This window comes from Pseudomonas sp. SJZ131 (assembly GCF_007828705.1).
Taxonomy (GTDB): Bacteria; Pseudomonadota; Gammaproteobacteria; order Pseudomonadales; family Pseudomonadaceae; genus Aquipseudomonas; species Aquipseudomonas prosekii.
The window spans coordinates 1,497,731-1,522,694 of the sequence record NZ_VIVC01000002.1 but is presented as its reverse complement, the minus strand read 5'-3'; the positions used below and the strand labels follow the sequence as shown (position 1 = coordinate 1,522,694).

Annotated in this window: 22 protein-coding genes; 2 read left to right on the top strand and 20 right to left on the bottom strand. The window is 62.8% G+C overall.

The window, feature by feature from the left end; all coding sequences use genetic code 11:
• Positions 1–195: 195 nt before the first annotated feature.
• From FBY12_RS14035 to FBY12_RS13940, 20 genes are all read right to left on the bottom strand, one after another.
• The gene (locus tag FBY12_RS14035) at positions 196–1,062 is read right to left on the bottom strand and encodes a CsgG/HfaB family protein (protein WP_092280211.1); all 867 of its coding nucleotides are present in this window, start codon (positions 1,060–1,062) and stop codon (positions 196–198) included.
• A gap of 30 nt (positions 1,063–1,092) precedes the next feature.
• Positions 1,093–1,512, bottom strand: a complete 420-nt coding sequence (locus tag FBY12_RS14030; RefSeq protein ID WP_109504333.1) for a curli assembly protein CsgF — start codon at positions 1,510–1,512, stop codon at positions 1,093–1,095.
• Complete coding sequence (csgE, locus tag FBY12_RS14025) at positions 1,509–1,898, bottom strand: curli production assembly/transport protein CsgE (protein ID WP_121732215.1); 390 nt, start codon at positions 1,896–1,898, stop codon at positions 1,509–1,511. Before csgE ends, FBY12_RS14030 begins: the two co-directional genes overlap by 4 nt.
• Entirely contained in the window at positions 1,895–2,434 is a 540-nt protein-coding gene (locus FBY12_RS14020; RefSeq protein WP_121732214.1) for a type II secretion system protein, read from the bottom strand. Before FBY12_RS14020 ends, csgE begins: the two co-directional genes overlap by 4 nt.
• Complete coding sequence (locus FBY12_RS14015) at positions 2,409–2,789, bottom strand: type II secretion system protein (protein WP_092280205.1); 381 nt, start codon at positions 2,787–2,789, stop codon at positions 2,409–2,411. Before FBY12_RS14015 ends, FBY12_RS14020 begins: the two co-directional genes overlap by 26 nt.
• A gap of 4 nt (positions 2,790–2,793) precedes the next feature.
• Entirely contained in the window at positions 2,794–3,267 is a 474-nt protein-coding gene (locus tag FBY12_RS14010; RefSeq protein ID WP_145253222.1) for a type II secretion system protein, read from the bottom strand.
• A 2-nt stretch (positions 3,268–3,269) separates the two neighbouring features.
• Positions 3,270–5,102: a secretin N-terminal domain-containing protein gene (locus tag FBY12_RS14005; protein ID WP_101210027.1), complete on the bottom strand. Its 1,833-nt coding sequence runs from the start codon at positions 5,100–5,102 to the stop codon at positions 3,270–3,272.
• Positions 5,099–5,605, bottom strand: a complete 507-nt coding sequence (locus tag FBY12_RS14000; RefSeq protein WP_145253220.1) for a hypothetical protein — start codon at positions 5,603–5,605, stop codon at positions 5,099–5,101. Before FBY12_RS14000 ends, FBY12_RS14005 begins: the two co-directional genes overlap by 4 nt.
• Positions 5,605–6,153: a GspMb/PilO family protein gene (locus FBY12_RS13995; protein WP_092280197.1), complete on the bottom strand. Its 549-nt coding sequence runs from the start codon at positions 6,151–6,153 to the stop codon at positions 5,605–5,607. The genes FBY12_RS14000 and FBY12_RS13995 overlap by 1 nt, the downstream gene beginning before the upstream one ends.
• The gene (locus FBY12_RS13990; RefSeq protein WP_101210030.1) at positions 6,140–6,685 is read right to left on the bottom strand and encodes a PilN domain-containing protein; all 546 of its coding nucleotides are present in this window, start codon (positions 6,683–6,685) and stop codon (positions 6,140–6,142) included. The genes FBY12_RS13995 and FBY12_RS13990 overlap by 14 nt, the downstream gene beginning before the upstream one ends.
• Before the next feature lies 1 nt (position 6,686).
• The gene (locus FBY12_RS13985) at positions 6,687–7,490 is read right to left on the bottom strand and encodes a hypothetical protein (protein ID WP_145253218.1); all 804 of its coding nucleotides are present in this window, start codon (positions 7,488–7,490) and stop codon (positions 6,687–6,689) included.
• Positions 7,471–9,177 carry a GspE/PulE family protein gene (locus tag FBY12_RS13980; protein WP_145253216.1) on the bottom strand — a complete coding sequence of 569 codons (1,707 nt, stop codon included), beginning with the start codon at positions 9,175–9,177 and terminating at the stop codon, positions 7,471–7,473. Before FBY12_RS13980 ends, FBY12_RS13985 begins: the two co-directional genes overlap by 20 nt.
• Before the next feature lie 84 nt (positions 9,178–9,261).
• Positions 9,262–9,792 carry a response regulator gene (locus FBY12_RS13975; RefSeq protein WP_145253214.1) on the bottom strand — a complete coding sequence of 177 codons (531 nt, stop codon included), beginning with the start codon at positions 9,790–9,792 and terminating at the stop codon, positions 9,262–9,264.
• A 223-nt stretch (positions 9,793–10,015) separates the two neighbouring features.
• The gene (locus FBY12_RS13970) at positions 10,016–10,969 is read right to left on the bottom strand and encodes a peptidylprolyl isomerase (RefSeq protein WP_145253212.1); all 954 of its coding nucleotides are present in this window, start codon (positions 10,967–10,969) and stop codon (positions 10,016–10,018) included.
• 15 nt (positions 10,970–10,984) lie between these two features.
• Positions 10,985–12,538: an ABC transporter substrate-binding protein gene (locus FBY12_RS13965; protein WP_145253210.1), complete on the bottom strand. Its 1,554-nt coding sequence runs from the start codon at positions 12,536–12,538 to the stop codon at positions 10,985–10,987.
• A 9-nt stretch (positions 12,539–12,547) separates the two neighbouring features.
• Complete coding sequence (locus tag FBY12_RS13960) at positions 12,548–13,204, bottom strand: SCO family protein (RefSeq protein WP_145253208.1); 657 nt, start codon at positions 13,202–13,204, stop codon at positions 12,548–12,550.
• A complete protein-coding gene (locus FBY12_RS13955) occupies positions 13,201–13,872 on the bottom strand; it encodes an SCO family protein (RefSeq protein WP_145253206.1) in 672 nt (223 codons plus the stop codon). The genes FBY12_RS13960 and FBY12_RS13955 overlap by 4 nt, the downstream gene beginning before the upstream one ends.
• Before the next feature lie 13 nt (positions 13,873–13,885).
• The gene (locus FBY12_RS13950) at positions 13,886–15,838 is read right to left on the bottom strand and encodes a YncE family protein (protein ID WP_145253204.1); all 1,953 of its coding nucleotides are present in this window, start codon (positions 15,836–15,838) and stop codon (positions 13,886–13,888) included.
• Between the two features lie 146 nt (positions 15,839–15,984).
• The gene (gene mnxG / locus FBY12_RS13945) at positions 15,985–21,843 is read right to left on the bottom strand and encodes a manganese-oxidizing multicopper oxidase MnxG (RefSeq protein ID WP_145253202.1); all 5,859 of its coding nucleotides are present in this window, start codon (positions 21,841–21,843) and stop codon (positions 15,985–15,987) included.
• Between the two features lie 480 nt (positions 21,844–22,323).
• Entirely contained in the window at positions 22,324–22,932 is a 609-nt protein-coding gene (locus FBY12_RS13940; protein WP_145253200.1) for a lytic transglycosylase domain-containing protein, read from the bottom strand.
• A gap of 197 nt (positions 22,933–23,129) precedes the next feature.
• Here FBY12_RS13940 and gspG point away from each other — a divergent pair, with 197 nt between their 5' ends.
• Both gspG and FBY12_RS13930 read left to right on the top strand, forming a co-directional pair.
• Complete coding sequence (gene gspG / locus FBY12_RS13935) at positions 23,130–23,564, top strand: type II secretion system major pseudopilin GspG (RefSeq protein ID WP_121732203.1); 435 nt, start codon at positions 23,130–23,132, stop codon at positions 23,562–23,564.
• 14 nt (positions 23,565–23,578) lie between these two features.
• Complete coding sequence (locus tag FBY12_RS13930) at positions 23,579–24,766, top strand: type II secretion system F family protein (protein WP_121732202.1); 1,188 nt, start codon at positions 23,579–23,581, stop codon at positions 24,764–24,766.
• Positions 24,767–24,964 lie beyond the last annotated feature (198 nt).

Below are 24,964 nucleotides of genomic sequence, written 5' to 3'. Positions count from 1 at the left end.
CCCCAGATCGACCCCGGAGCGAAGGAACCCCGAGCCCAAGCGAGGGGCCGAACGCCGGGGCAAAGCCTTTTGGTTACTTTTTGGCGTCTGAAAAAGTCACTCGCTGTAAAAGCGAAACCGCCAGCCGCCCCACCCAAAATAACGGATATACCCACAAACCACCCCCAGCCAGGTCGGCCCGAAGGCCGCCTCGGCTCACTCCCCCTCACCCTCCTCAACCACCTTGTTCTGAGACAAATACCGCTCCAGAACCTCATCCCGCGCAGGCACCGAATTATCCCCCGCCACCTGCCACAAACGCCGCTCAATCCCCTGCGCCAAAAGATGCCCCACCGCCGCCTCAATCGCCGACAACACACACAACTGCGCCGGCTCATTCGTCGTATAACCCACCTCAGCCTCAAGCAACTTCTTGAACTCAATAAACTTGAACACCCCGGCACTACGCCCCACCGAATAAATCGTCTTGCTCGTCATCACATTCGCCAACACCTGCCCACTGCGCACATCCACCGCACGCAAATTCACCGACACCTGATCCACCCGATACTCACGCGAAATATCAATCCCCAAATACCGCGCACCCTCCCCGCCACTGCGCACATTGGTGTCATAGGCAATAATCCCGCCCTCCAACATCAGATTCGCAGCCTGCAACGGCGGCAACTCACCCTGGATATTCACCGGGGTATTTTCCTTCTTCTGCGAGGCGCGAATAATCTTGCGTTCGGTCAACAAGTTCTGCAGCCCCTCACGCTCCAGCACCACAAACCAGCCACTGGCCTGCAACGCATCCATCAACATGCTCGCCGCACCCTGGGTGACGCTGGTCGAAAACGAACTCGCCGGCGTCGGTTTGTACTGCCCGGTCTGATCCCGAAAGCCATACACCACCGCCATCAAGCGCCCCTTGGGCCGTGGCATCTTCAACAAGTCGTAATAAGTCGACGCCCGCGGTGTCAGGGTCGGCGACTCGGTGTCCTGCTCGGCCGGCATCGTGTCGCGCAAACTGCAACCCTGGAGTGCCGCCAACATCAGCCCCAACGCAATTATTCTTTTCATGTCCTTCGCTCCCCGGCAGCCCGAACCCGATCAAGGGTTGAGGCCATTGACCTGGATTTCCGAAATTTCACCGGTCACTCGATCGGTCACTTCAATGCTTAGTGCGCCGGAGTCGTCGATGACGTTGACGATAAAACTGTCTGTGGACAGGCTCCCCGTGTTGCCGGTGGAGATGTTGTCCAACAGTTGCCCGAGCAACCGCGATTGCAACTGACTGGTGAACCGCTCCAGCGCCGAAGTACCGGCAATTGCCGAGCGGTTTTTCAGGTCGGGGTCGTCGTAATCGTTTTGCGCCTGGGCATTGTTGAGCAGCCAAGTGCCGTTCAACGGGTTGCCGCCGAACGACGGATTGATCGGCGTATAGACCAGTTCAGTGGCGCTGACCAAGCCGCAGCTGCCGAGCCCGACAAGCCAGATGCCGGTGCGCTGTGAGAACGTTTTCTTGTTCATAATTCGTCCTTCTCCAGGTCGGTGGTGTCCTGCAATAACGCTTCGAGCTTGCGCTGCACGATCTGCCGGCGAACCCAGTCGGCGGCGTTGTACGCTTCCTCTTTGAGCTCGACGGTGTTCGGCGGCAGGAAGCGCCGGTAAACCAGGCGTTGCTGATATTCCACGGTCACCAGGCTGCCCCAGCGCGCCGAGGGTCGTTCGCGCACCACCAGGTTGAAATCCATCGGGCTGGTGGCGCGCAGGCGTTCGGTGAACGAGTAATAAAAGTCGTGGCCGATGTGCGAGATGGTGTCGTCGACGACGAAGCCCATCATTTCGTCCTCTGCGCCGGCCGAGGCCGGCGGAGCCATCAATATCAGCAGCAGCGTCAGGCAATATCTGTTCATGGCGCCACCCCCGGGGATTTCGCCGACTGCGCTTTTGTCGGGCCGGAAGCGCCTTCCAGAAACGCCTTCTCGGCGACGAATTGCCAATCCTTGTAACTGGCCATGCCGACGAAATCCGACCATTGCGTGGGAAAATCCGTCTGCTTGAGCGGCGTGTCCGTGGCAGCGCTGTACAGACCGGTGATGCGCCCATCAAACCCGCGCATCAGCGACCATTCGCCGCCGCCCATCGGGTCCGGGTACAACTGCCGCAGATGGTGTTTGGCCGAGGGAAAACGCTCATCCTGCAGCAGATCGGCGAGTTCTTTGGGGTACTGCGCCACGCCCGGCGAACTGCGGTAATAGCTGCGCAATGCCTGCGCGTATTGCGTGCCGACCCAGAGCAACTGACGCTCGCGATCACGTTTGGACGCGGTCGACCACACCTGCCCGGCACTGGCCAGGCCCATGCCCATCAGCGCCACCAGAAACAGCACGCCCAGGTAAGTGAAACCGCCTTCGCCAGCAGGCTTACCACTCGGAATAAAGGCTGCCATCACTCGCCCTCCCGCTCGCGCCGCTTTTGATATCGGCTACCGCGCCCGGCACGCCGTCCGGTGGCGCGACCAGCACCCACAAGTCTTTTCGCTCGGCAATCGGGTCGGTCGGCGGGTTGCGCAGATAGCGCTTTTCCACCAACTGCTCGATGGAATCGGGATAGCGCCCGGTGTCGCCGTAATAGTGATCCAGCGCCTCGCGCATCGCCGACAGACTCTGGCGCAGCGTGGTCTCCTTCGAGGCTTCCAGGCTGGTGAAATAGCGGGGCAAGGCAATGGTCATCAGCGTGGCGATAATCGCCATGACCACCATCAATTCCAGCAAGGTAAAACCCTTCTCGCAGCGCTTGTTCATAGGTTCACCACTCGCGGTAGGCAACGCCGTTGAGACCCTTGCCCCGTGCTTTGGAATAGACGTCGAAGACGTCCTCGCCTTCGCGCGGGTTCTGCGCCGAACTGTCGTAGGAGCGCAGGCCCCAGCCACCTTCATCGTCACGTTTGGCCGGGGTCAGCGGGTCGTGCGGCACACGGCGCAAAAAGTAAAACTTGGCACCCTTGGCGCTGCGCACATCGCGCACGCCCTCGACCAGCACTTGCAGGTTCGGCGGGTAGCCGCTGCTGTTCAGCGACTTCTCGATATAACCGGCATCGAACGCACGTTTGTAGGCGTCGATGGCGTCGCGAATCTGGTACAGCGCCGCACGCATGTCCTGCTCTTTGCCACGGCGCACCACGGTTTCGGTCAGCGGTGCGGCCATGCCGGCCAACAGGCCGATCAGGGCCAGCGTCACCACGACTTCGATCAAGGTAAAACCGCGCTGGGAGGCGTTCATGATCAATTCTTCTCGACGACAACGTTGACGGTCGACGCCACAGGCGTGGCCATGACGTTGTTATTCACCGTCGATGGCGTGCCACGGTCAGGCGCCTGGATGTGCATGCTGGTTTCGGTGCCGGTGGGGAATTCCATGTCCGACGGGCTTTGATACGGCAGGTTGCGCACGATGCGCGGGGTGATCGACAGCACCAGCTCGGATTTGCCGACGGTGTCCTTGTTGCTGCCAAACAAGCGGCCCAGCCCCGGAATGTCGCCCAGCCCCGGAATCTTGTTGCCGGTGGCGCCGTGGTCATTGCGCATCAACCCCGCGAGAATCTGCGTTTCACCGTCGTGCAGGCGCAAGGTGGTTTGCGCGTTGCGGGTGTCGACTTGCACCGGAATCGTACCTTGGCGGGTCGGCTCCAGCGGTGTCGCGTTGCTCACTTCCAAGGCAATCTTGATCGCCACTTCGTTGTTCAAATGCACGGTCGGCTGCACTTCGAGCTTCAGACCGACGTCGAGGTAGGTAACGCTTTCAGTGATCACCGGGCCTTGGGTGGATGGCACCGACGTCGCGCTGATGATCGGCACGCGCTGGCCAATGTGGATGCGCGCCTGCTCGCGGTTGCTGACACGAATCACCGGGCTGGCCAGGGTGTTGATGTCGTTGTCCTGCGCGTTGATCTTGGCTTGCGGCGACGGCGAAATGGAGATCCGGCTGGAGTTGATGCCCTTCAATTGGTCGAGCAGGGTCACCGCCGAACCGTCGCTGTTGACCACCCCAAAAGTGTTCGGCCATTGCAGCCCGAGGTCGAGAATGCGCTGGGTGGCGACTTCCATCACTTCCACTTCCAGCACCACTTCGGGGTTGGACTGATCTTGCGATTGCAGGAGTTTTTCGGCCATGCGGATCGCGTCTTCGGAGTCGCGCATGGTCAAGGTATTCAGGCGTTCATCGACAAACACATCGCGGGTCTTGAGCATGGTTTTGATCATGTTCAGCGCGGTGTTGGCGTCGATGCTGGTCAGGTAAAACGTGCGCATCACCAACTCTTGGTAATCCTTGAGCTTCTGCGGCGAGTCCGGGTAGATCAGCAAGGTGTTTTCGTTCACCACTTTCTGGTGCAACTGGTTTTGTTGCAGGAGCAATTCCACGGCGTCTTCGATGCGCACGTCACGCACGAAAATCGTCGCTTTCATGTCCGGGCGCAGGTCTTTGTCGAAGATGAAATTCAACCCGGCGACTTGCGACAGCACTTCGAAAATGGTCTTCAGGTTGGCGTCGCGAAATTCAAGTGTCACCGGCCGATCAAGGCGTGTGCGCAGTTGTGGGTAGGCAATCACGTTGCGGCTCTGCACCAGACGAATATTGCCTTGCAGCTCCAGCGCACCGTCGTTTTTCGGATCTAGTTCGAGGATCTGTTTGACCTGACGGTCGGCGCCGTAAATGTCGCCCCGGCGCAGGTCACCGCGGGCCAGTTCGAGTTTTTCATCCTGGCTGCGCAGGTAGTCGAGTTGGCGCAAGGCATCCTGCGCGCGGCGGTTGTTCGGTTCGATGGTCAGCACCCGCCCGTACGCCTGGCGCGCCGAGACAAAATCGCGGCGTGAGCGGTCGGTGTCACCGGCGGTCAGCAACGCGGTAACGGCTTTGGCGCGGCCGCTGTTGAGCAGCAAGTGCAGCTCGGTATCACGCGGGTCTTCGCGCAGGCCTTCTTCGATACGCGCCAGCCCGGCTTCGTACTGGCCTTGTTCGATCAGGTCGGAGGCCTCTTTGTTGGCAACTTGCGCCGAGCTGCACGCGGCCAGCGCTGTGCTCAGGCACAGACTCATCAGCAAACGGGATCGGTTCATTGCGTGCTCCCCACAGACAAAGTCTGGGCCAAGTGCAGAGGCAGGTAGACCAGGCTCAATTCCACATCGGAAATGCCCTCGATCCGCCACGTGTCGTCGATCACATCCCCTTTGCGCACGACGTAGATTTTTTCGCCGTTCTGCAAAAACACTTGCAGGTCGGCGCGGTCGGCGAGCTTGCCGACGAACTGGAACGGCATCGGTGGCACGACTGGGGTTTGCACCACCGCAGCGACGGTGACAGGTTGCTCGGTGACCACCGCGAGGGTCGGCGCGGCGCGCCAGCTACGGGTGGCAAACAGGTCGCCAGCGGGGCTGAGGTCCTTGATCGGCGCCGCTTTGAGGTTGGCCGGTGTGGGCGCAATCTTGCGTTTGGCCGGTGTGGCCAGCGTCGCAACGGCGTTCTCGTCGGCGGTGTTTTCCTGAAAATATTCCGGCAGCCAGGTCAACCCCGCCGCCACCGCGAAGAACCCGACCCAGCCTGCTACACGTTTGCTGTTCATCACGACCTCGACAGGTAAAGGGTCATGCGGATCCGCCCGGTCAGGTCGGTGTCGGCGATCTTCTTGCGTTGAAACTCGACGTCTTCCACCACCACCGCTGGCAACTGGCCGAGCAAGGCGTGCAGGAAGCGCCGCAATTGCGGATAGCTGCCGCGCACCGGCAGCAGAATCTGATAACGCGCCAGATGAGTTTTCGGATCGACGCCGAGGGAGTATTCGCCGCGCGCCAGGGTGATGTGCTCCTGCGCGGCCAACGCGTAGATTTTGTCGATGGCCACCGTGGCTTGCGGCTGCGACGGCAACTTGCTGCGGAAATCATCCAGTTGCCGTTGCGGCGCGACCGGCGGCGCGACGCTGCCGTCCTCGACTTTGGCCAGGTACTCGCCGGCCTCGCGGGTCTGCTGGTTGAGGGTTTGCAGCGACTGCCAGTCCGGCAGCAAACCGGCCAGCGCAAACAGCAGCGCCAACAGCAGCAGCGCCAACCCCGCCAGGCCCGGCACACCGAGGCCTTGCAGGTATTCGTGAACGATCAGTCTAGGGATTCGCATCGCCAATCTCCCAAGTCGCCGACAGGTTGAATTGCACCGGGTGTTCCGCAACGTTGGCGACGATTTCGTGGCTCAGCAGCGACACGTCGGACAGCTCGTCGCTGGCTTCCAGACGTTGGTGAAAGGCGAGCATGGCTTCCAGATCCCGCGCTTCGGCGCTGATCCGCACCTGGCCCTTGCGTGCATCCGGGGTCAGGGTCAGCAAGGCAATATCTTCACGCGGCAGGCCTTCGAGCATGGCGAACAGGCGTTCCCACGGGCGGCGCAGTTGCTGCGAGACCTTGCGCATTTCCGCGAGGTTTTGCGCTTGTTCGCGTGTTTCGGCCGGGCTCAGGCCAGCCTTGCTGCCGCTATCACCGGTGAGTTCGCGTTGCGCGTGCTGCAAGTGCCCCTGTTGTTGCGAGGCCTGGTCGTCGAGGTGTTGCTGGGCGACGAAGCACGCCACCGCTAGCACCACGCCAGCGACCAACAGGCTCCAGCCCAAAGGACCGGAGCGGCGGCGCGGCTGAAAGTCGAGCGTCAGGGCGCGCATCTCAGGCCACCGCCCGCGACATCACGTACAGGCAATCGCGTACGGTGCTGCGGTCCTCGGCAAGGTTTCTCAACTGCACGCCGGGCACTTCTGGCGGCGTATCCAGGCGCGCCGGGGCATGCAGGTAAACGCTCAACGGGCGTTCGCTGGTCGAGGCTTGCAACTGGTGTTCGCGACCGATCAGCGCCGTCAGCGCAACATCGCTGTCGCCGCTGCCGACCGAGCGCACCGAAGCCCAGCGACCTTCGCGGGCCAGCAACAATACGCTGCGCACCGGTTCGGCGACGATGAACAGAAAGTCCCCGGCATCCAGGCTTTTGTCGAAGTGATTGAACGCCGCCATCAGGTACGGTTGCACCGAGCGCAGGCGCAAGCCGCGACCGCTGGCGAGGGTGCGCAGGCGGTCGAGCAAGTCTTGCGGCAGCGCGGCGGCAACGCGGTCGTGGCCGGCCGGTTCGGCTGACAACACCAGATTCCACGGCTGGTTGGGCACGCCGTAGAGGTCTTCGAAACACAGTTGGGCGAAGCCGCGCAGTTCGTCGGGGCTGCTGATCTGGTCGCTCCACGGCACCAGACAAAACCGGCTGAAATGCCCGGACACCACCACGCTCACTTCAGCGCCGACACGCGCGTGTTCAGCGAGCAAGCGCTCGAGGGTTTCCAGGGCGACGGCCCAGGCGTGAAAACCTTCGTCGATAAACCCGACGCTGCCGAGCCAGCGGGTTTCGCTGCCCTGCCGATGACCGAGGCCGACACCACTGGCGCCGAGCACGGCGACATAACGATCACGAGACAAAAGTGACACGATTGATCTCCTCGAGCGTGGTCCGCCCTGCTTGCACCAGTTCCAGCGCCGACTCGCGCAACAGCCGCAAGCCACGTTTGCAGGCGTGGGCCTTGATCTTCGAAATCGGTTGGCGCTCGACGATCATTTGCCGCAGTTCGTCGTCCAGGTGCAGCAGCTCGGCAATCGCCGTGCGCCCGCGATACCCGGTGCCGCGGCAATGACCGCAACCCTTGCCGTGGACGAACTGGTAATGCGCGACCTGTTGCGGGTCGAGGCCGGAGGCTTGCAGTTCATCGTCGCTGGGAGTGCTCGGTGCGCTGCAACTGGCGCAGACCAGGCGAATCAGCCGTTGCGCCAACACCGCGTTGAGCGCCGAAACCAGGCTGTACGGGTCGATTTCCATTTGGGTGAAACGGCCAATCACGTCGAACACGTTGTTGGCGTGAATGGTGGTGAACACCAGGTGGCCGGTGAGCGCCGATTGCACGGCGATTTGCGCGGTGTCGGGGTCACGGATTTCACCGACCATGATCTTGTCCGGGTCGTGGCGCAGGATCGAGCGCAAACCACGGGCAAAGGTCAGGCCTTTCTTTTCGTTCACGGGGATTTGCAGCACGCCCGGCAATTGATATTCCACCGGATCTTCGATGGTGATGATCTTGTCCACGCCGTGGTTGATCTCGGTGATCATCGCGTACAGCGTGGTGGTTTTGCCGCTGCCGGTGGGGCCGGTCACCAGCACCATGCCGTAGGGTTCGGCGGCGAGGCGGCGCAGTTGCTTGAGGGTTTCGTCCGCAAAGCCCAGCGCCTGCAATTGCACACCGCTGACCTTGTCGGCGAGGTCCTGTTTGTCGAGCACCCGCAGCACCGCGTCTTCGCCAAAAATGCTCGGCATGATCGACACCCGGAAATCGATCTGCCGGCCGCTGATGCCGATTTTGAAGCGACCGTCCTGCGGCACGCGTTTCTCGCCGATGTCCAGTTCGGCCATGACTTTGACCCGGGAAATCACTTGCTCGGCGAACTCGCTGCCCTGGATTTTGCTGATGTTGTTGAGCACGCCGTCGATCCGGTACTTGATCACCAGGCCGCTGCCGGTGGTGCCGAGATGGATGTCACTGGCGTGCATTTTCAGCGCGTCGTACAGCGTCGAGTTGACCAGTTTGACCACCACGCTGGCGTCTTCGCTGATGCTGGTCAGGGACAGGCTTTGCAAGTTGTCGATTTCGACATTGGCGTCGGCCTGGGCATTGAGCGATTCCACCGCGTGGAAGCTTTCTTCGTGCCGCGCCAGGTAGGCCTTGAGGTCATCGGCGTGCACCAGATACAGCGGCGCGCCGTGCAGGCAATCGTCGATCCAGGCCAGGCGCGCGGTGTCGAACGGGTCGGCAAAAACGCCGATCACCGCGTCGTCGTGGCGCAGCAGGATGAATTCGCGTTTGATGCATTGGGCCAGCGTGACCCGGTCAAATACCGGGGTGGCCTGGAACAGCGTGTCGGTGTCGAGCACCGGGTAATGCAGGGTGGCGCCGAGGCACTGGATAAACGACATCGACGGCAGATCGGATAACACGCCGAGTGCTTCGAGCATCCGCTCCCCGGATGTGCTGGCCCGCGAACGTGCCTGGGCCAGTTGCTCGCTGCTAAAGCGTGAAGGTACACAGTCCAGCGGTGCCGCTTCCACGGCCAGTGATAGACGTTCCATGGCTTGCTCTCCAACGCCCGGGGCTTGCGGCCCTGTCGGCGCGGCAGGCCATTGCGGCGGGAGCCGGAACGTCGTGTCGCGCCACTATTCCCCGGTGAGCAATTGTTCGTCGTCCGGTGCCATGGAGGCCGATGTTCGTCGGCGATCCGCCAGCACCCAACTGCCGTCGTACAACTGCAGCGGGAAACTCTCGGTCCTGCTCTGGCGTCGTTCGACAAAACCTTCGGCGGTGTTCGCGCCCGTCTTGGCCCCGCGTTCCATCCCCAGAAGGTCGCAGACTGCACGGGCCAATTCCGCCAACGGAAACGGTTTGAACAGGATATGGCTGACGCCCAGTTGGCGGGCCCGCTCACAGACTTCAGCGGTCGGGTGCCCGGTAATCAGCACAAAATGACACTTCCTGTTCAGGCGGACGGCATCGAGCACTTCGAAGCCTTCCATATCCGGCAAGCGGTAATCGAACACCATCACATCCGGGGCGAAGCGCTCGGCTTCAGCGATTGCTGCGCCACCGTCGTGAGCTATCCGGACTTCCAGTCCCTGCGCCTGAAGGTAATCCTTGAGGTTTTCGGCAAGGAGCTTTTCGTCTTCGACAACCAGTACTTTGTTTAACAAGGTCGACTCCTTGAAACAGCAGGTCCGAGTTCCGGGCCTGGTGGAGTGCGTGCCTTACAAGGGCTAACGCACACTTCATGCCAGGCCTGGCGCCGGTATTCTTATCTCTTCATGTCCTTGAATTTGAAGACAATGCCACGTCGTCCAGAACCCCCTCCCCCCCAAAGGCGGGGAAGCGCACGGATGGGCATTGAAGCTTTTCCCCACTATTGGGGGGGAACCTTCAATCATCGTCAATCCGCTCGATGCGATTAGTCGATCGCAGGTGCGCCAATACGTCTCGACGAGCCTGGGCCTTTTGTTGTCGGGCGAGGTATGCCCGGACTGTTTCAAGCCCCTGCTCCTCTGTGACATCTGCCGCCTCCTGGTGGTTCTGTAAATAGATCAAATGCCAGCCCACCGCCGTGCGCACCGGATCGCTGACCTCTCCCGGTTGCAAAGCGAAAGCCGCCGCTTCGAATTCGGCCATCATGCGGCCACGAGCGAAATAGCCCAAGTCCCCGCCACTGCTGGCCGAATCGTCTTCGGAGACGCTGCGGGCGACGGCGGCGAAATCTGCGCCTTGGGCAATTTGCGCGCGGATCTCCAACAAGCGTAGCCGCACCGCTTCGACTGTCGCGAAGTCGGCGCCCGGCGCGACTTTGAGCAGGATGTGCCGCGCCTGAACCTCCTCGGGTCGAGCCATCTCGGCGCGGTGCTCGGCAAAGAACGCGCGCACCTGTTGTTCATCCGGTTCCGCGACTTTGCTCAGTTCGGCGAACATCTGTTGCGCGGCCAATTCGCGGCGGGTGTATTCGGTGAAAGTGGCCTCGTCAAAACCGGCGTCCTGCAACCGGCGCGCAAACACCTCGGCGCCACCAATGGCCTGACGCGTCTGTTCGACCTGGCTGCGCACGCTGGCGTCGCTGATCTGCACGCCGCGCTTGCGCGATTCCTGCCACAACAGCTCTTTGTCGATCAACGCATCCAGCGCGGCGCGCCGCAGCTGTTTGTAGGCCTTGGGGTTGCGGATATTGCCCACCGCTCGGCCCTGATCTTCCAGGTATTCGGCGAAATAACGTTCCAGACGCAGCTCGGTAATCACTTCGCCATTGACCCGCGCGGCAGCCGGTTCGTTATTGCTCAGCGCCACGGGCACCCACAGCATCAGCAGCAGCGTTAAGGTCTTGAGCTTCATGATGGAGGCCTCCGATCAGGGCGTGGCAGCAATGGGTTTGTAGGGCGCGATCAGATAAAAGCGCTGGTCGGGCAAGTCCACGGTGACGATATGCGCGCCGTTGAGGCCGAGGCGCCGGCCGGGACCGAAGCTGATCAGCGGGGTCAGGCCGGTGGCGAAGTCGTGCAAGCCTTCGAGGGCGCTGATGAGCTTTTCGCGGCTGGCGTCGCGCCCGGCCTGCTTCATGCCTTCGCTGAACAACAGCATCGAACTGAACGCGCCGACTTGCAGCACCGCGTATTCGCCGCCAAGGCCCTGATGCTCGCGCAACTGCGCCAGCGCCGTGCGCCCGGCTGGCGTCCAGTCGCTGGGCACGAACGGATAAGCGAGAAACACCCGCCGCGAAAACTCGCTGGGCACTTGCAGCAAATCGCCCGCGACCTGATTCGAAGCGGCGAACAGATAAGGCGCCTGGCCAGTGTTCTGCAAACGTTTGGCCAAGCGACTGAAACCAACGCTGTCACCGAGGTAAAACAGCGAGCGCGCGCCCAGCGGCAGTTCATCGTGCGTCGGGTCGTAAGGCTGCAGCCGCACGTCTTGCCAGGCATTTTTCTGCAGGTAATCACCCAGATTCTGCGCTGCCAGGCGTTGGCCGGGATCGTCCGGATAGGCAATCAACGTCGGCCCGTCGAGCACCGGCAGGCTGTGCGTGGCGTAGTCGGCCAAGGCGAGCAGTTGTTCGCGCAAACCGGGCAACGGTTCGAAAATCTGCCGACTGCCGGGCGCCGTGCCGCGCAGCGACAGTGGCCCGATCAGCGGTACGCCAGCGCGTTCCAGGCGTGCGGCCAGTTCACTGTCGAGGGCCGGCACCAGCGGCGCGATCAGCGCGAACACCTGTTGCTGCTCGATCAATTGATCAAGTGCCGCTTCGGCACTCGCGCGGTCCGGGCCGGGGTCGAGAATGGTCAGGCGCAGCGTGCGCCCGTGAATCCCGCCGGCCTGATTGATCCGCGCGACGCTGCCCTTGAGCACCGCCGCCACCGTCGCGCCCTCCTCGCGCAACGGGCCGTCGCCGGGCAACAACGTGCCCAAGTGCAGACTGTCGGCCTGCAGGCCCGGATCGCGTTCATCGCCCAGGCGTTTGAGGTAGGCGCTGAGGTCGCGCTGGTCCTTCATCGACAGGATGAACCGCGGCATCGCCGGGTCTAGCCGATTGTTGCCGGGGTCGCGTCCTTCCTGCACTGCGCGGCTCAGGCTGGCCTCGGTATAGGCCGGGTAATCGCGCCCGTTGACCTGCTGCTGACCATAACGGCTGCTCAGTCGCGACCAGTTCAGATCCGGCGGCCGCACCCCGCCCTCCGCGCGCCCCTGACCATCGACGCCATGACAATTGGCGCACGGCAGGCTGCTGGCCGGCAGCAAAATATCCGCCGCGCCGACCCGCGCCATCAGCGGTTCGCCGCTGCTCGAATGCCCTTCGCGGTACAACCGCTTGCCGGCGCTTTCGCTCGGCGTCAGCGGCATCGCGCTAACAGTCAGGCTGGTGCTGACGCCGAGGCTGGCGAGCAGGCACAACAGGGCGATTTTCATGGCCCGGACTCAGCGCCCGACCACGGGCATGCTCAGCAACTGCAAGCGCTGGGCAATCGCGGCGGCGGGCGCGTCGGGGCGGATTTTGCTCCAGCGCTTGTTGGCCACGTCACCGACGATCAGTTGCGTGGAATGCTGTTCGGGCGTCGGCACGATCTGGCCGATGCGGCTCAATACCAGATCCATCTGCGCCTTGTCGCCGGTGAGAAAAAGCCAGTGGGGCCCATCGACGCCCTGCTTCAAGGTGTAAGCCTTGAGCACCGCCGGGGTGTCCCGCAGCGGATCACTGGTAAGGGAGATAAAGGTGATGCCATCGGCCTTGTCGCCCAGCACTTCGCGCACTTCCTTGAGCTTGCGGGTGATCAGCGGGCAGGCATCGTTGCAACTGGTGAAAATCACGTTCAGCAGCACGATGCGGTTCTGCAAGGCATCGCTGTAGAAGCGCAGGGAGTTGCCGTTCTGGTCGAGCAACGGCGTGTCGGTGAACCAGGTTTTCGCATCACGGGTGCCGGTTGCCGGTGCTTCGGCTGCGACGGTGGTTGCGGGGGCTGCGGGGGCATCAGCCATCGCTGCCGGCGCTGGTGGCTGGTGCCCTTCGTGGGAAAACGCGAGAAAGCTGACCACGCAAAAGCACATCGTCAGGAAGATCAAAACCAGCGCTTTCATGGCTGATGCTCCATGGCAATGGCGGTGTGTTTGGCGTGGGCGTTGCGCTCGCCGCTGAGTTTTTCCACTTCACGGGTCAGCACGCTCGGGTCGGTGAAACCGTAATAACGCGTCCAGTGACGGCTGTTGCCATCGCCGACCATGATCAGTGGCGCATGGCTTTTGAAGTCGCCACTGAAAGTGCCGAGGCCCTTGAGCGTGGCGTTGACCGATTGCGGCGTGCCGGTCAGCCAGCTCCAGCCCGGACCGTTCTGGAAGCTGCGCGCGTACTCGTTCAGGCGTTTGGCGTCGTCGCGCTGCGGGTCGATGCTGATCGACACCAGTTGCACCTCTTTGCCGACCCGTGCGCCGAGCTGTTTTTGCACCTTGCCCATGATCGACGAGACCACCGGGCACACCGTGGTGCAACTGGTGTAGATGAAACTCATGACGACGATTTTGTCGCTGACCAAGTCCTTTTCCAGACGTACCGATTGGCCGTGCTGGTCGACCAGCGCGACGTCGGCGAATTTGACCTGGGCGCTTTCCTGACTCTTCACCGCTGCCGCTGCGTTATGCCCGGCGTGTTCGTCCGCCGAGTGCGCCTGCGCCTGGCCGCTGCCGACGGCCAGCAGGCATAGAGTTACCAGCGATCGCGTCAACAGTCCGTAATGGGCAAATCGATTCATGGCGGTTTCCTCTTCAGTGAGCATCGCCGGGCAATACCCGAACGCTGGCAAAGGTCTTGTCATCGAAACTCGCGCCCAGCGACGCCGCGCGCACATGCAGGTACCAGGCGCCGCTCTGGCCGAGGGTCACCGGGGCTTCGTACACGCCGTTGCCGACGTCCAGCGCCGCCACTTCGCGAGCGCGCGAACTCGGCGCGCGGAAGTAGCGCACGTGCACGTCCTTGACGCCGCTGCGTTGCGCATTCTGTTTGCCCTGGACGATGCGAAAGCGCACCACGTAAGGGTTGCCCAACTTCGCCGTAGAAGTGTCGAGCATGAATTCGACTTTCGGCACACCGGGCAACTGAGCGAGGTTTTTGTCCGGCTCCACCAAAGTGCTGAAACAGTGAATGATGTTCGGCTGATTGAGCAGAAAAGCGACATCGAAACGCCCCGCCGCCGGCAGTTTGATCCGCGCGCTGTAGAGGCCCGGCTCGACTTCGCGCAGGCTGCGGTCGATGACCATGGCCGCGCGCGCCACTTGTCCGCGATTGGGGTAACCGGACATCGGCGCGTTCATGCCTTCGGCGTAGAAATAGGTCGTGTTGTCCACCGGGTTGACCACGAACACCGCGTTGTCGTCACGCGACACCGCCAGGCTCGACGCCAGCGGCAGATCGCCGGCCAGCCGTGGCGCTTGCGGCCCGGCTTCGAACGCCTGGCTGATCGGCGCGCGACCTTCGCCGAGCGACGCCAGATTGATCATTGTCACTTTCGCTGACGCCAGGCCGCGCACGTAGGCGTAGGCCTTGGTGAACACCACTTGGTAGGGTTCGGCCGAGACATCGATGCTGTGGATCAGCGCGTTGTTCGCCGCGTCGATCACTTCGGCGCGGTTCTCCAACGTATTGAGCACCACGCCGAAACGGCCGTCGGCGCTGAAACCCATCGGGCCCAGGCCCTGGCTCAGTTTGATCACCCGGCGCACCGCGAGGCTGTTGGTGTCGACCACGGTGACGCTGCCGTCCTTGCCGTCGGCGACGTACACCGCTTGCGAAAGCGCTGAGTAGGCGACGGACAACGGGTGCGAGCCGGTTTTCAGTTGTTGGCTGATGGTCAGGCTGGCGATGTCGATGATGCTCAGGGTGCCGTCGTCGCGATTGGTGACGAAGGCGTGGCGGCTGTCCTTGCTGAAGGCGATTTCGTGATGACCGGCGCCGGTGGCGATGTGTTTGAGGGTTTTCAGGCTGCGGCTGTCGATCACGCTGACGCCGGATTCTTCAGCGGTTTTCGCGTTGTTGCCGACCCACAGCAGGCGCTCGTCGGGTTGCAAGGCGAGGCGCACCGGGTTGCTGCCGGCGGCGACCGAGTCGAGCAGTTTGAATTGCTCGCTGTCGATCACCGCCACTTCGCCGGCCAGCGGCATTGAGACAAACACGCGTTTGTTGTCCCTGGGCGTGACCCAATCCATCGGCGGTTGCTTGAGTTCGATGCGCGCCATGGTGCTGGTGATGCCGCCGACCGAGACCGACGGGTCGACCACTGAGACGCTGGCGTCGCGGTTCATCACCAGCAGGTAATAGCTGTTGAGGTCGAGCAAGGGCCGCGCGCCGATGCTCGATTTGAGGAACACCCCGACCCGCGATTTGCAGCTTTGCTCACGGCCCTGGGCCTGATCGGCGGCGACGGTTTCCGGGTCGACCCAGGCGCCGGGGTTGACCCCCGCCAGCGGCTGTCCGGAATTGCTGTCGGTGACGCGGAACTGCACGTCGGCAAACGCGCCTTCACGCAGCACGCCATCCTCGGCCAGCGCTTGCACCTTGAATTGCACCGCCACGCCGTCGCGCTGCAGCGTTTGATTGCTCCAGGCGTCGGGCACCGCGACCTCGCTGAGCAACGTCGCCGGCGCCGTGCGCCAGACACCCAGCCACACCAGCGCCACCCCGACCACCAACGCACACCCGGCCAATTTGATAGTCCTGTTCATCCCGCGTCTCCCCTTCAGATGTGTGCCTTGCGCTGACCCTGCAGGAGCGAGGCTCGCCCGCGAAGGCGTCAGCCGCGACACCCTCAAAAACCGCGTCGTGCCCTTCGCGGGCAAGCCTCGCTCCTACAACAGCGGTGTGCCATTGCCTACGGCGCAGGCGCAGGCGCCGGTTCGGGTTCGTTGGTCACCCGCAGCAAACCCCAGAGCCCGGCGGTGTTGCCGAACGAGGCGTTGTCGCGGAACAGGTAATCACCCGGTATCGCATTGATGCCCCCGGCGCTCGGGTGCATCGAGCTGAAATGCGCCGCTGGCAACAGGCTTTCGCGGGCACCGATGTACATCGACATCGGGTTGTAGCCGAACCGCACCGAACCCACCCCCGGCGTGCCCATCGGGTAACCACCGGTGTCGCTCTTCTCCGACAGGTACGGGTTGACCGACCAAAGGTGACCGTCGAGCTGAAAGGTCGAACCACGACTGCCACCGGACGGCATCAGCGTGTGCAGGCGGAACGGTTGCCCCGGTTTGGCGTAGAGCACCGGCGTCTGCGGATCGCCCCCGACCAGCGCATTGCTGTAAGCCATGTGCGCGTTCGGCACATCGCCGTAACCATGGCCGTCGGCGCGACCGAACGGAGCGTCCGGCGCCAGGCCGAAGCGGAACCACATAGGTTCGGCCTTGTAGTTGATGGCCATGCTCGCGTTGTCCTTCGGATCGTTCGGCACGCCGTTGCCTTCCGAGGCGATGCCTTCCACCGGCCGGCCGTTGGCCCAGCGCATGTTCAGGGCTTTCTGCCAGACCAGCGCAAAGTCGCGGTAGCTGGTCTGCCCCGCCGCCGTCACCGTCGCGGAGACTTTGCGGATGTCATCGACCCAGGTCGCGCCGATCGGCAGGATGCTCATCGCCCCACCGAGGCCTTTCTGCGGCTGCTTGATCACGTCGGCCGGAGTGAAATTCAACCCGCCGAACTCCACCGCCGTGGCGTTGATGTTGTCGACGCTGCGGCCCAGTTGGGTGATCGGTTTGCCTTCGCGCTCCAGGTGCCCGGCGTAGTACTGATAAGTACGGGTCGGGTACGCGCCAGTGCTGCCGACTCTTGGCGGCACAGTCTGGATCGGGTTGGCGCCGACGTTGGTGCCGTCGGATTTGGTGATGTCGTACGCCAGCAATTGCGCGTGCAGACCGACATGGCTGGACGGGCGCAGCAGGTTGTTGTTGAAGGTGGTCGAGCCTTGGCCATCGTTGCGATCACGTTTGGCCAGGCCTTGCATGATCGCGGTCTGCGCCAGGTCCGGCATCACGCTCGGCAGGCGGTTTTCCAGGGTGATGTTGATGCAGTCACCCGCCGCCGCACGCAGCACCAGCGGCTCTACCGGAACGCCGGGTTTGAGCTTGCCGGTGACCGTGTCGAGGTCGGATTTGCGCACGTACATGATCGCAGTCGGGTCATGCAGCGGCCCGCTTTGACCACCGATGGTGAAAGTTTCGCCGTCCTCCGGATCAGTCACTGTGACCTGCGGAATACTCACCGTCCGCGAGTTGAACACCAGCGTGCCGCCCGCCGGATTCAGCGGCCCGCCGACATGTTGGCCGATGCCCGCCGAGTCACCGATCGACAGCCCCAGAGGATTGCTCAGGATGTCGTTGGCCAGCGCCGCCACCACCTCGTAGTTGCGTTGCACAGTGGGCCGCGTGCCGATGCCGTTAGGGTTGGCGCTGACCCGTGGGCAACTGCCATCGAACGCCACGGTGTTGCGCATGCCGGCCGGTTTCGGGTTGTTCGGCAGCGCGAACAGGTCGGCGCGTTGCGCGGTGTAGTTGCGCATCACGCCCCAGATTCCGTTCCAGTAACCCTCGATTGAAGCGTCCATCGAGTACAGATAATCACCCGTGGTCGCCGCCGAACTGGAGAGCATCGAAACCGGGGCGATGAAGCCCATCTGCTCGGAGATCCCAACCATTTGCGAGGCGCGCCAGCCGGAGTTGGAGCTGTTGCCGTAGCCGGAGCCGCTCTGCAGCCATTTCACTCCGTGCAAGGTCACGTTGTGCTCTTCTTCGTGACCACCGGCATGCACCCGCAGCCGCACGTTGTCGCCGGTATACGTGCGCAGCATCGGCGTGAACGGATCGCCCGCTTCGGCACCGCCACGGTTGATGTGCGGCGGGAACAGCGTGGTGCCGCCAGTCGGGCCGGTGGCTGCGGTGATCAGGTTCGGCGCCAGGTTCATCGCCGGCATTGCCCGGTCAGTGCGGCTTTGCATGGCATATGCGAGGTCGCCGCCGAGGCCGTCAGCCTGCATGCCGCGTTTGCCGTCCGGGCCGACCTTGTTCGGGTCGTACACGCGCAGGGCCAGCGGTTCGTTGCGGTAATTGACCACGAACATGCCCGGGTCATCGACCGAGATCGCCTGTGGGCATGGCCGGGTCGGGCAGCCCGGCATGATCCCGCCGCGCACTTCGACCACCGCCTCGAGCAAGGTGCTGGTGTTGTCACGCACCGGCGGGTTGATCGCGTAGCGAAAGCTGTCGGCAGTCGCTGGGAACGCTTGCGGATTGGGCACGCCATTCGGCCCGGCACCGACGTACACACCCGCTTCATAGGCGTGCTGGAAGTCGCTGTATTCGAGGAAGAACTCACGGAAGCTGTCGTTCTTGCCGTCGCCATCAAGGTCGCCGGTGGATATCACCGCTTGCCACGAAGTCGGCCCGCCGTCCTGCCGCGCGCCGCTGTACAACGGCTCGCCGGTTTCGGCGTGGAACCAGGTCGAACCGGCCGGTTCAGCCAGCACGGTGGCGTACAGACCAATCTGCTGATGGGTCGATGGGCCTAAGTGGTCGTGAGTAAAAATGGTCCCCAAACCACGGTCGACACCTTTGGCGTTGACCACTGGGTCGACAAACCAGCGCTGCATCGCCGTGCGCGCACCGAGCCAGTCGGCGCGGCCGTATTGGCCGAAGAACGGATGCGCCTTGGCTTTCGGACAGGCCGGCGTGCCGTCGCGCGGATCGCTGCCTGCGCACTGGTTGAACTCGCGAATCGCATGGATACGCTCGACCACGGCGCCGGGGGAAAGCACGCCGTCTTCATAGTTCCAGCCGTTGGACGAACCATCAGCGGACACCAGGTCCCACTTCGGCAGGTGAATGTGCTGGCCGATCACGTCAGTCGGCGTGCGCACCTGGTAATCGTCCATCTCATAGGTGGCCGGCACCAGGTTGGTTTGCTGGTATTGCACGCAGTCGAAGGTGTTCATGCGCATCACCAGCGGTTCTGGCGGACGCTGTTTGTTGATCACCGGCCAGGCGTCTTCCCACAACGCCAGAATGCGCGCCTGCGGGAAGTGGTAACCGACCTTGTTGTACACCGCGTCAAACTGGATATTCGCCGCTTTATACACGCGCGGACGGTCGGCGGTGAACGTCGAGGATCCGGTGAAGGACATGCCATCCACTCGCTCACCGCTGTTGAACTCACCGATGCCGGCGCTGGCGGTCAGGCGTTTTTGCCGATCGTCCATGCACGGTTCGTAGAACGGCGCGCCGGCAATCGGCAAGGCGCCGTTGGTGCGGAAGGCCTTGGCGACGATCTGGTTACCGGGCAGCAAGGCATAGCTCGGATGGTCTTTTTTCGCATGGAACGCCATCGCCGCTTGTTCGACTTCAGTGCCTTCTTCCGGCAGATACAGCGGTTTGGCGCGGGTCACTTCCTTGGAGAAATCCAGCGACGTGGTGACGGTGTGCGCCTCGCCACCGGCCGAAACGCCGTCGAGCGAATGCCGGCCCAGTCCGCCGTTCCAGCCACCGGATTGCGCCGGGTCGAGGTTGGCCCACAAGGCGTTGCCGCTGGTTTTAAGCGCTTGCGCCGTGGCGGCGTCGAGCATGTCCAGTGGCGGGGTTGGCGGGCGTTGGCCGACCGAGATTTCCATGCCGCCGATCCAGAATGGATAACCGGGGTTTTTCAGGCTGCCGTCGGCGTTGCGGTTGGCTTCGCTGCGGTCCACCAACGCCAGCGAACCGATGGCTTGCGCAGCGCCGCCCTGATGCTCGCTGTCGTCATCATCGTCATCGTCGTCATTTTCGGCGACCAGGGTTTCGCCGATTTTCGGCACGATTGCGACTTTGCCCGGCATTGGCGCCATGGCTTTGCCCGGCAGCGGCACAATGGCCGGAATCGGCGTACCGGCGACGATTTCACCGTCCGGCAAGGCGCGTGCACCGGCAGCCGGTTTACCGCTGCGCAGGGCAAACGGTTCGCTGTGGAAACCGTCGGCGCCTTGCTGCGAAACCTCAAGTTTGGTGCCTTCTTCAAACACGTCGTGCACCCGCCACATGGCCCACATGCCTTGGGCAAAGTGCGGGTAGAAGTGGCAGTGGTAGATCGCGTCGCCGGCCACGCGGTTGCGGTTGCCCGAACCGCCGTTGGCGATTTCATAGGTGTAGCCGGCGCCCGGACCGATGCCCTGCGCGTCGAGGTAATCGGTGTTGTCGTCGTTGGGGTTGAACAGCCATTGGTGGCCGTGCAAGTGGAAGATGTGGTGTTCGTAACCGTTGTGGGTGTTGCGGAATTTGACGAAGTCGCCGATGTAGCTGTGGTTGACGTTGGACGGCTCCGACGGGTACAGCGCCATGGTCGCTTTGACCCCGATCTGATCGGCACGCGGGGTTTCGCCGGGGCGAATGTTTTCCAGGCCGGCATTGGCCGGCACGTCGACCAGCATCGCGACGTCGCCGACGGTGTGCGAGCTGAGGAAGAATTCTTCGTAGGCACACGACAGGCAATCGTGCATCGGCCCGACGCCCAAGCGGTTAGCCAACACCTCAGCGCCCATGCCGCCAGCGCCGTAGTTGATCATGAACGAGTCGCGCGTCGGCTCCAGCACGTGGGCCATCACCGGGTCGGCGAAGTACGCCGGAAAGGCCTGGGTCACGGCAGTTTCGTCCTGGAATTGCGCGGCGAAATCGCGGAACGGTTCCAGCCGATTGGGCAGCGCCGGGTTGCGTTTGCCCAGCGATTCCAGGGAATAGGTCGAGGCCGGGAAACTGCCGTCGGCGTTGCTGCCCATGACAATCGCGTCGCTTTCGCTGGAGATGATTTCGTTGCCATCGACCATGTTGATGATCGGTGTGCCGGCCTTGCCTTCACGCACCCACGGCTCGCGCTGCGGGTAACGCGCCTGGTAATCGACGATTGGTTGGCCGGTCGGCGTGCGGCCGCTGCTGGCCAGGCGCATTTCTTCTTCAGTCAGGGTGTTGCGGTAGGTGCGGCCGCCCTTCGGCACCACCACCACTTGGGCAAACAGGCCATTGGCGTTGTTGCCCGCCGCGCCTTCACCGCCGAATGTAGCGCCGCGACTGCTGACATCGAACGCGCCTTCGCGCTCGGCGTACAAAGTGTACGAGCGAGTCGCGCCGGGGGCGATCAGGCTGTTGGCGTTGCGCCCGGTGTAGGAGGCAATGTCATCGATGCTGTTGACCGCTTGCAGACCGTTGACTTGGAAACCGACGTGACGGTCGGCCACTTGCTCATCGACCTTGAAATCCTCGGCGTTGCCGTTGCCGCCGCCCTCGTTTTCGTTCTCGACTTCACCCTCTTCTTCACCCTCTTCTTCACCCTCGTCGTCATCGTCGAAGTGTTTGTTCGGGTTGGCCTGATACGCCAGCAGGTTCTGCAGGTTGATGGTCAGGCAGTCACCGGCGGCGACACGCAGTACCAGTGGCCGGGGGCGCTTGTCGGGACGCAGCGACACTTTGCCCGGCACCGCCGAACCGCCTTGTGCCAGCGAACGATCATGATCATCGACCACGTCGCGGCGCAGGGCGAACATCATGCCGTTGGCGTTCTGCGCGCCGAGGCGGTTGAACATCAGCGGCTGATCGAATGCCACGACGTTGGCCACCAGATTGCGCTCGCAACGCGCCGCCGCCTCGGCCAGTTCGATGCCGAGCATCGCTCCCAGCAACAGCAGCATTTTGAACAAGGACGAAGCTTGGAATGTGCCGCTCATGATCACGGGCCTCGCTGAGGGTTCTCGCAGGAATAATTCTCGACGAAAGCGCTGGAGCAATCCGCATGCCATAAATAATTGTTATATTTTTCAAGGCGTTGAAACATTCAGTTAATCATTCGGGGCAAATAACCCACCCCCATTCCCCATTTCGCCGCCACTTTTGGCGTTGTCGCCCGGCATGCCGCTGGGCATGCCACACGACCTGTAGCAGCTGCCGAGCTTCAGCGAGGCTGCGTCCGGCGGCGCAGCCGTCGCAAATGCTGTGCACGCAATCTTCCAGGTACACCGCGTTGGCCGAACTCACGACGGCTGCGCCGCCGAACGCAGCCTCACCGGGGCTTGGCAGCTGCTACACGGGGTTTGGCGCTGTAGGTGGACTTGTCGCAATGCCTGTAGCAGCTGCCGAGCTTCAGCGAGGCTGCGTCCGGCGGCGCAGCGGTGGGGGCGGTTTTCCCCAGTGTTGGGGTAATGCGGCGGTTACAGCGGTGCGTCCATCGCCAAGCCCTGCAAGCGCCGGTATTGGCGCAGGACGCTGGGCACATAACGCTGGGTTTCGGCGAACGGCGGGATCACCCCGCCACGGCTGAGCACCGCTTGCGGTCCGGCGTTGTAGGCGGCCACGGCGAGGCTGATGTCGTTGTCGAACAGGGTCAGCAAGCGCTTGAGATAACGCGCGCCGCCCTGGATGTTGGCCTTGGGGTCGTAGACGTCGGTGACGCCCAGCTCGCGCGCGGTGTCGGGCATCAATTGCATCAAGCCGCCGGCACCTTTGGCCGAGGTCGCGTCGGCGTTGTAACTGGACTCGGCCTGAATCACCGCGTGCAACAGCGCCGCCGGCAATTGATTGGCCGTGGCCGCCGCCGACACCAGTTCGGCATAGGGCTGGCGGGCGATCATTTGTGGTTGCTGATCCATGCTCAGCCGGGGCGCGTCGGGTTCCTGAATCACCCGTTCATAGTGGCGTCCGGGGCGGTGGACATTGGACAAGACGTAGCTGCCCTTGGCGTCCACCGAAACAAACACATCGGCCTCGGCGACGCCGGTCAGCAGCAGCGAGCCGAGCAATCCTGCAGTGAGTGCTTTCATCTTTCATGCCTCCCCTGGCCGGCCCCGAAAAACGGGGCTTATGCCCCAATGGCCGGTAGTCGATCAGCCATACGCAAGCACTGTGCCGTCGCCGCCAAGCCGCGAATTACGGGGGGCTGGCGCGCAATCACCGAGCCTGAGCATGGCAATTGCATAGGGCTTGGCAGCGACCCTGCTGCCCACTGGATGAGGTCATCATGAATCAGCGTCCGTGCTCCGCCCCGCGCTCGCAACGCGGGTTTACCCTGCTCGAATTATTGGTGGTGCTGGTGGTGCTCGGGCTGTTGGCCGGCATCGTCGCGCCGAAGTATTTCGCCCAACTCGGGCGCTCGGAAGTGAAGGTCGCCAAGGCGCAAATCGAAGGCCTGAGCAAAGCGCTCGATCTGTATCGACTGGAGGTCGGCCATTACCCGTCCACCGAGCAAGGTTTGCAGGCGCTGGTGATTGCGCCGAGCGACGAAACCCGCTGGACCGGCCCGTACTTGCAGAAAAAACTGCCGCAAGACCCGTGGGGACGCAATTACGCCTACCGCTACCCCGGCGAAAACGGCGAGTACGATTTACTGTCGATGGGCAAGGACGGCCAGCCCGGCGGTGAAGGCGAAAACGCTGAAGTCACTAACTGGCAATGACCGGAGCGACGCCCATGCGTTTTCATCTCAAAGCCGTCGGCAAGGCCGGTGTGGTCTCGATGTCGGTCGAAGCCCCGGGCCACAGCGAAGCCCGACGCATCGCCGAGGATCAGGGTTTGCGCGTACTCAGCCTGCACGCCGAACGCCATTGGCGAGCGTTGCGTTTGCGTAAGCGCGAGACCTTTAACCTGGTGCTGTTCAGCCAGGAACTGACCACTCTGCTGAACGCCGGACTGCCGTTGATTGACGCGCTGGAAAGCCTCGCGGAAAAAGAAACCGCGCCCCAGGCGCGCAAAACCCTCAGCGAACTGGTGCGTTTGCTGTACGAAGGCAAATCGTTTTCGCAGGCGCTCGGCCAGTTGTCGGCGGTGTTCCCGCCGCTCTACGTGGCGCTGGTGCAATCGAGCGAAAAGACCGGCGCGGTCGGCGATGCGCTGGGCCGTTACGTCAGCTATCGGCAACGCATGGACGAGGTTCGGCAGAAGATCGTCAGTGCCTCGATTTACCCGATGTTGCTGCTGATCGTCGGCAGCGGCGTGGTGCTGTTTTTGATGGGTTACGTGGTGCCGCGCTTCAGCCTGGTGTTCGAAGGTTTGGGGTCGAACCTGCCGTGGCTGTCGCAGATTCTCATGAGCAGCGGCATGTTTCTGCACGCGCATCAGGCGCAATTTTTTGGCGGCTTGGCGGCTATCGTCGTCGCCCTCGCCTTGCTCCAGCGCCAACCGGCGTTCCGCCGCGGCGTAGACCGGCTGATCGAAAAGCTCCCGGCGGTGCATCAACGCATCTTCATGTATGAACTGGCGCGGTTTTACCGTTCGCTGGGCATTCTGCTGCAGGGCGGGATTCCGCTGGTGACGGCGATGGGCATGGTTCGCGGTTTGCTCACCGTCGCCTCGCGCGCTCGGCTGGATCAGGCTTGCGAGCGGGTGCGCGAGGGGCAGTCATTGTCGGCGGCGCTGGAACTCAATCACCTGGTGACGCCGGTGTCCCTGCGCCTGCTGCGCGCCGGCGAACAGTCCGGCAACCTCGGACAAATGATGGAACGCAGCGCCGACTTCTACGACGAAGAAATCAGCCGCTGGATCGAGTGGTTCGTGCGCTTGTTCGAGCCGCTGCTGATGACCTTCATCGGCCTGCTGATCGGCGTCATCGTCATCCTGATGTACATCCCGATCTTCGAACTGGCCTCCAGCATCCATTGACCACCACGATGCCCTGATTCACCTCCCACAGGTTCTGCGTCTGGCACAAACCTCGCGTTCACAACAAATCCCTGTGGGAGCGAGCTTGCTCGCGATGGCGGTGGGTCAGTCAGCATCTGCATCACCTGACCCACCGCCTCGCGAGCAAGCTCAGCTCCTACAGGTTTTGCGCCCGACACAAACCTCGCGTTCACAACA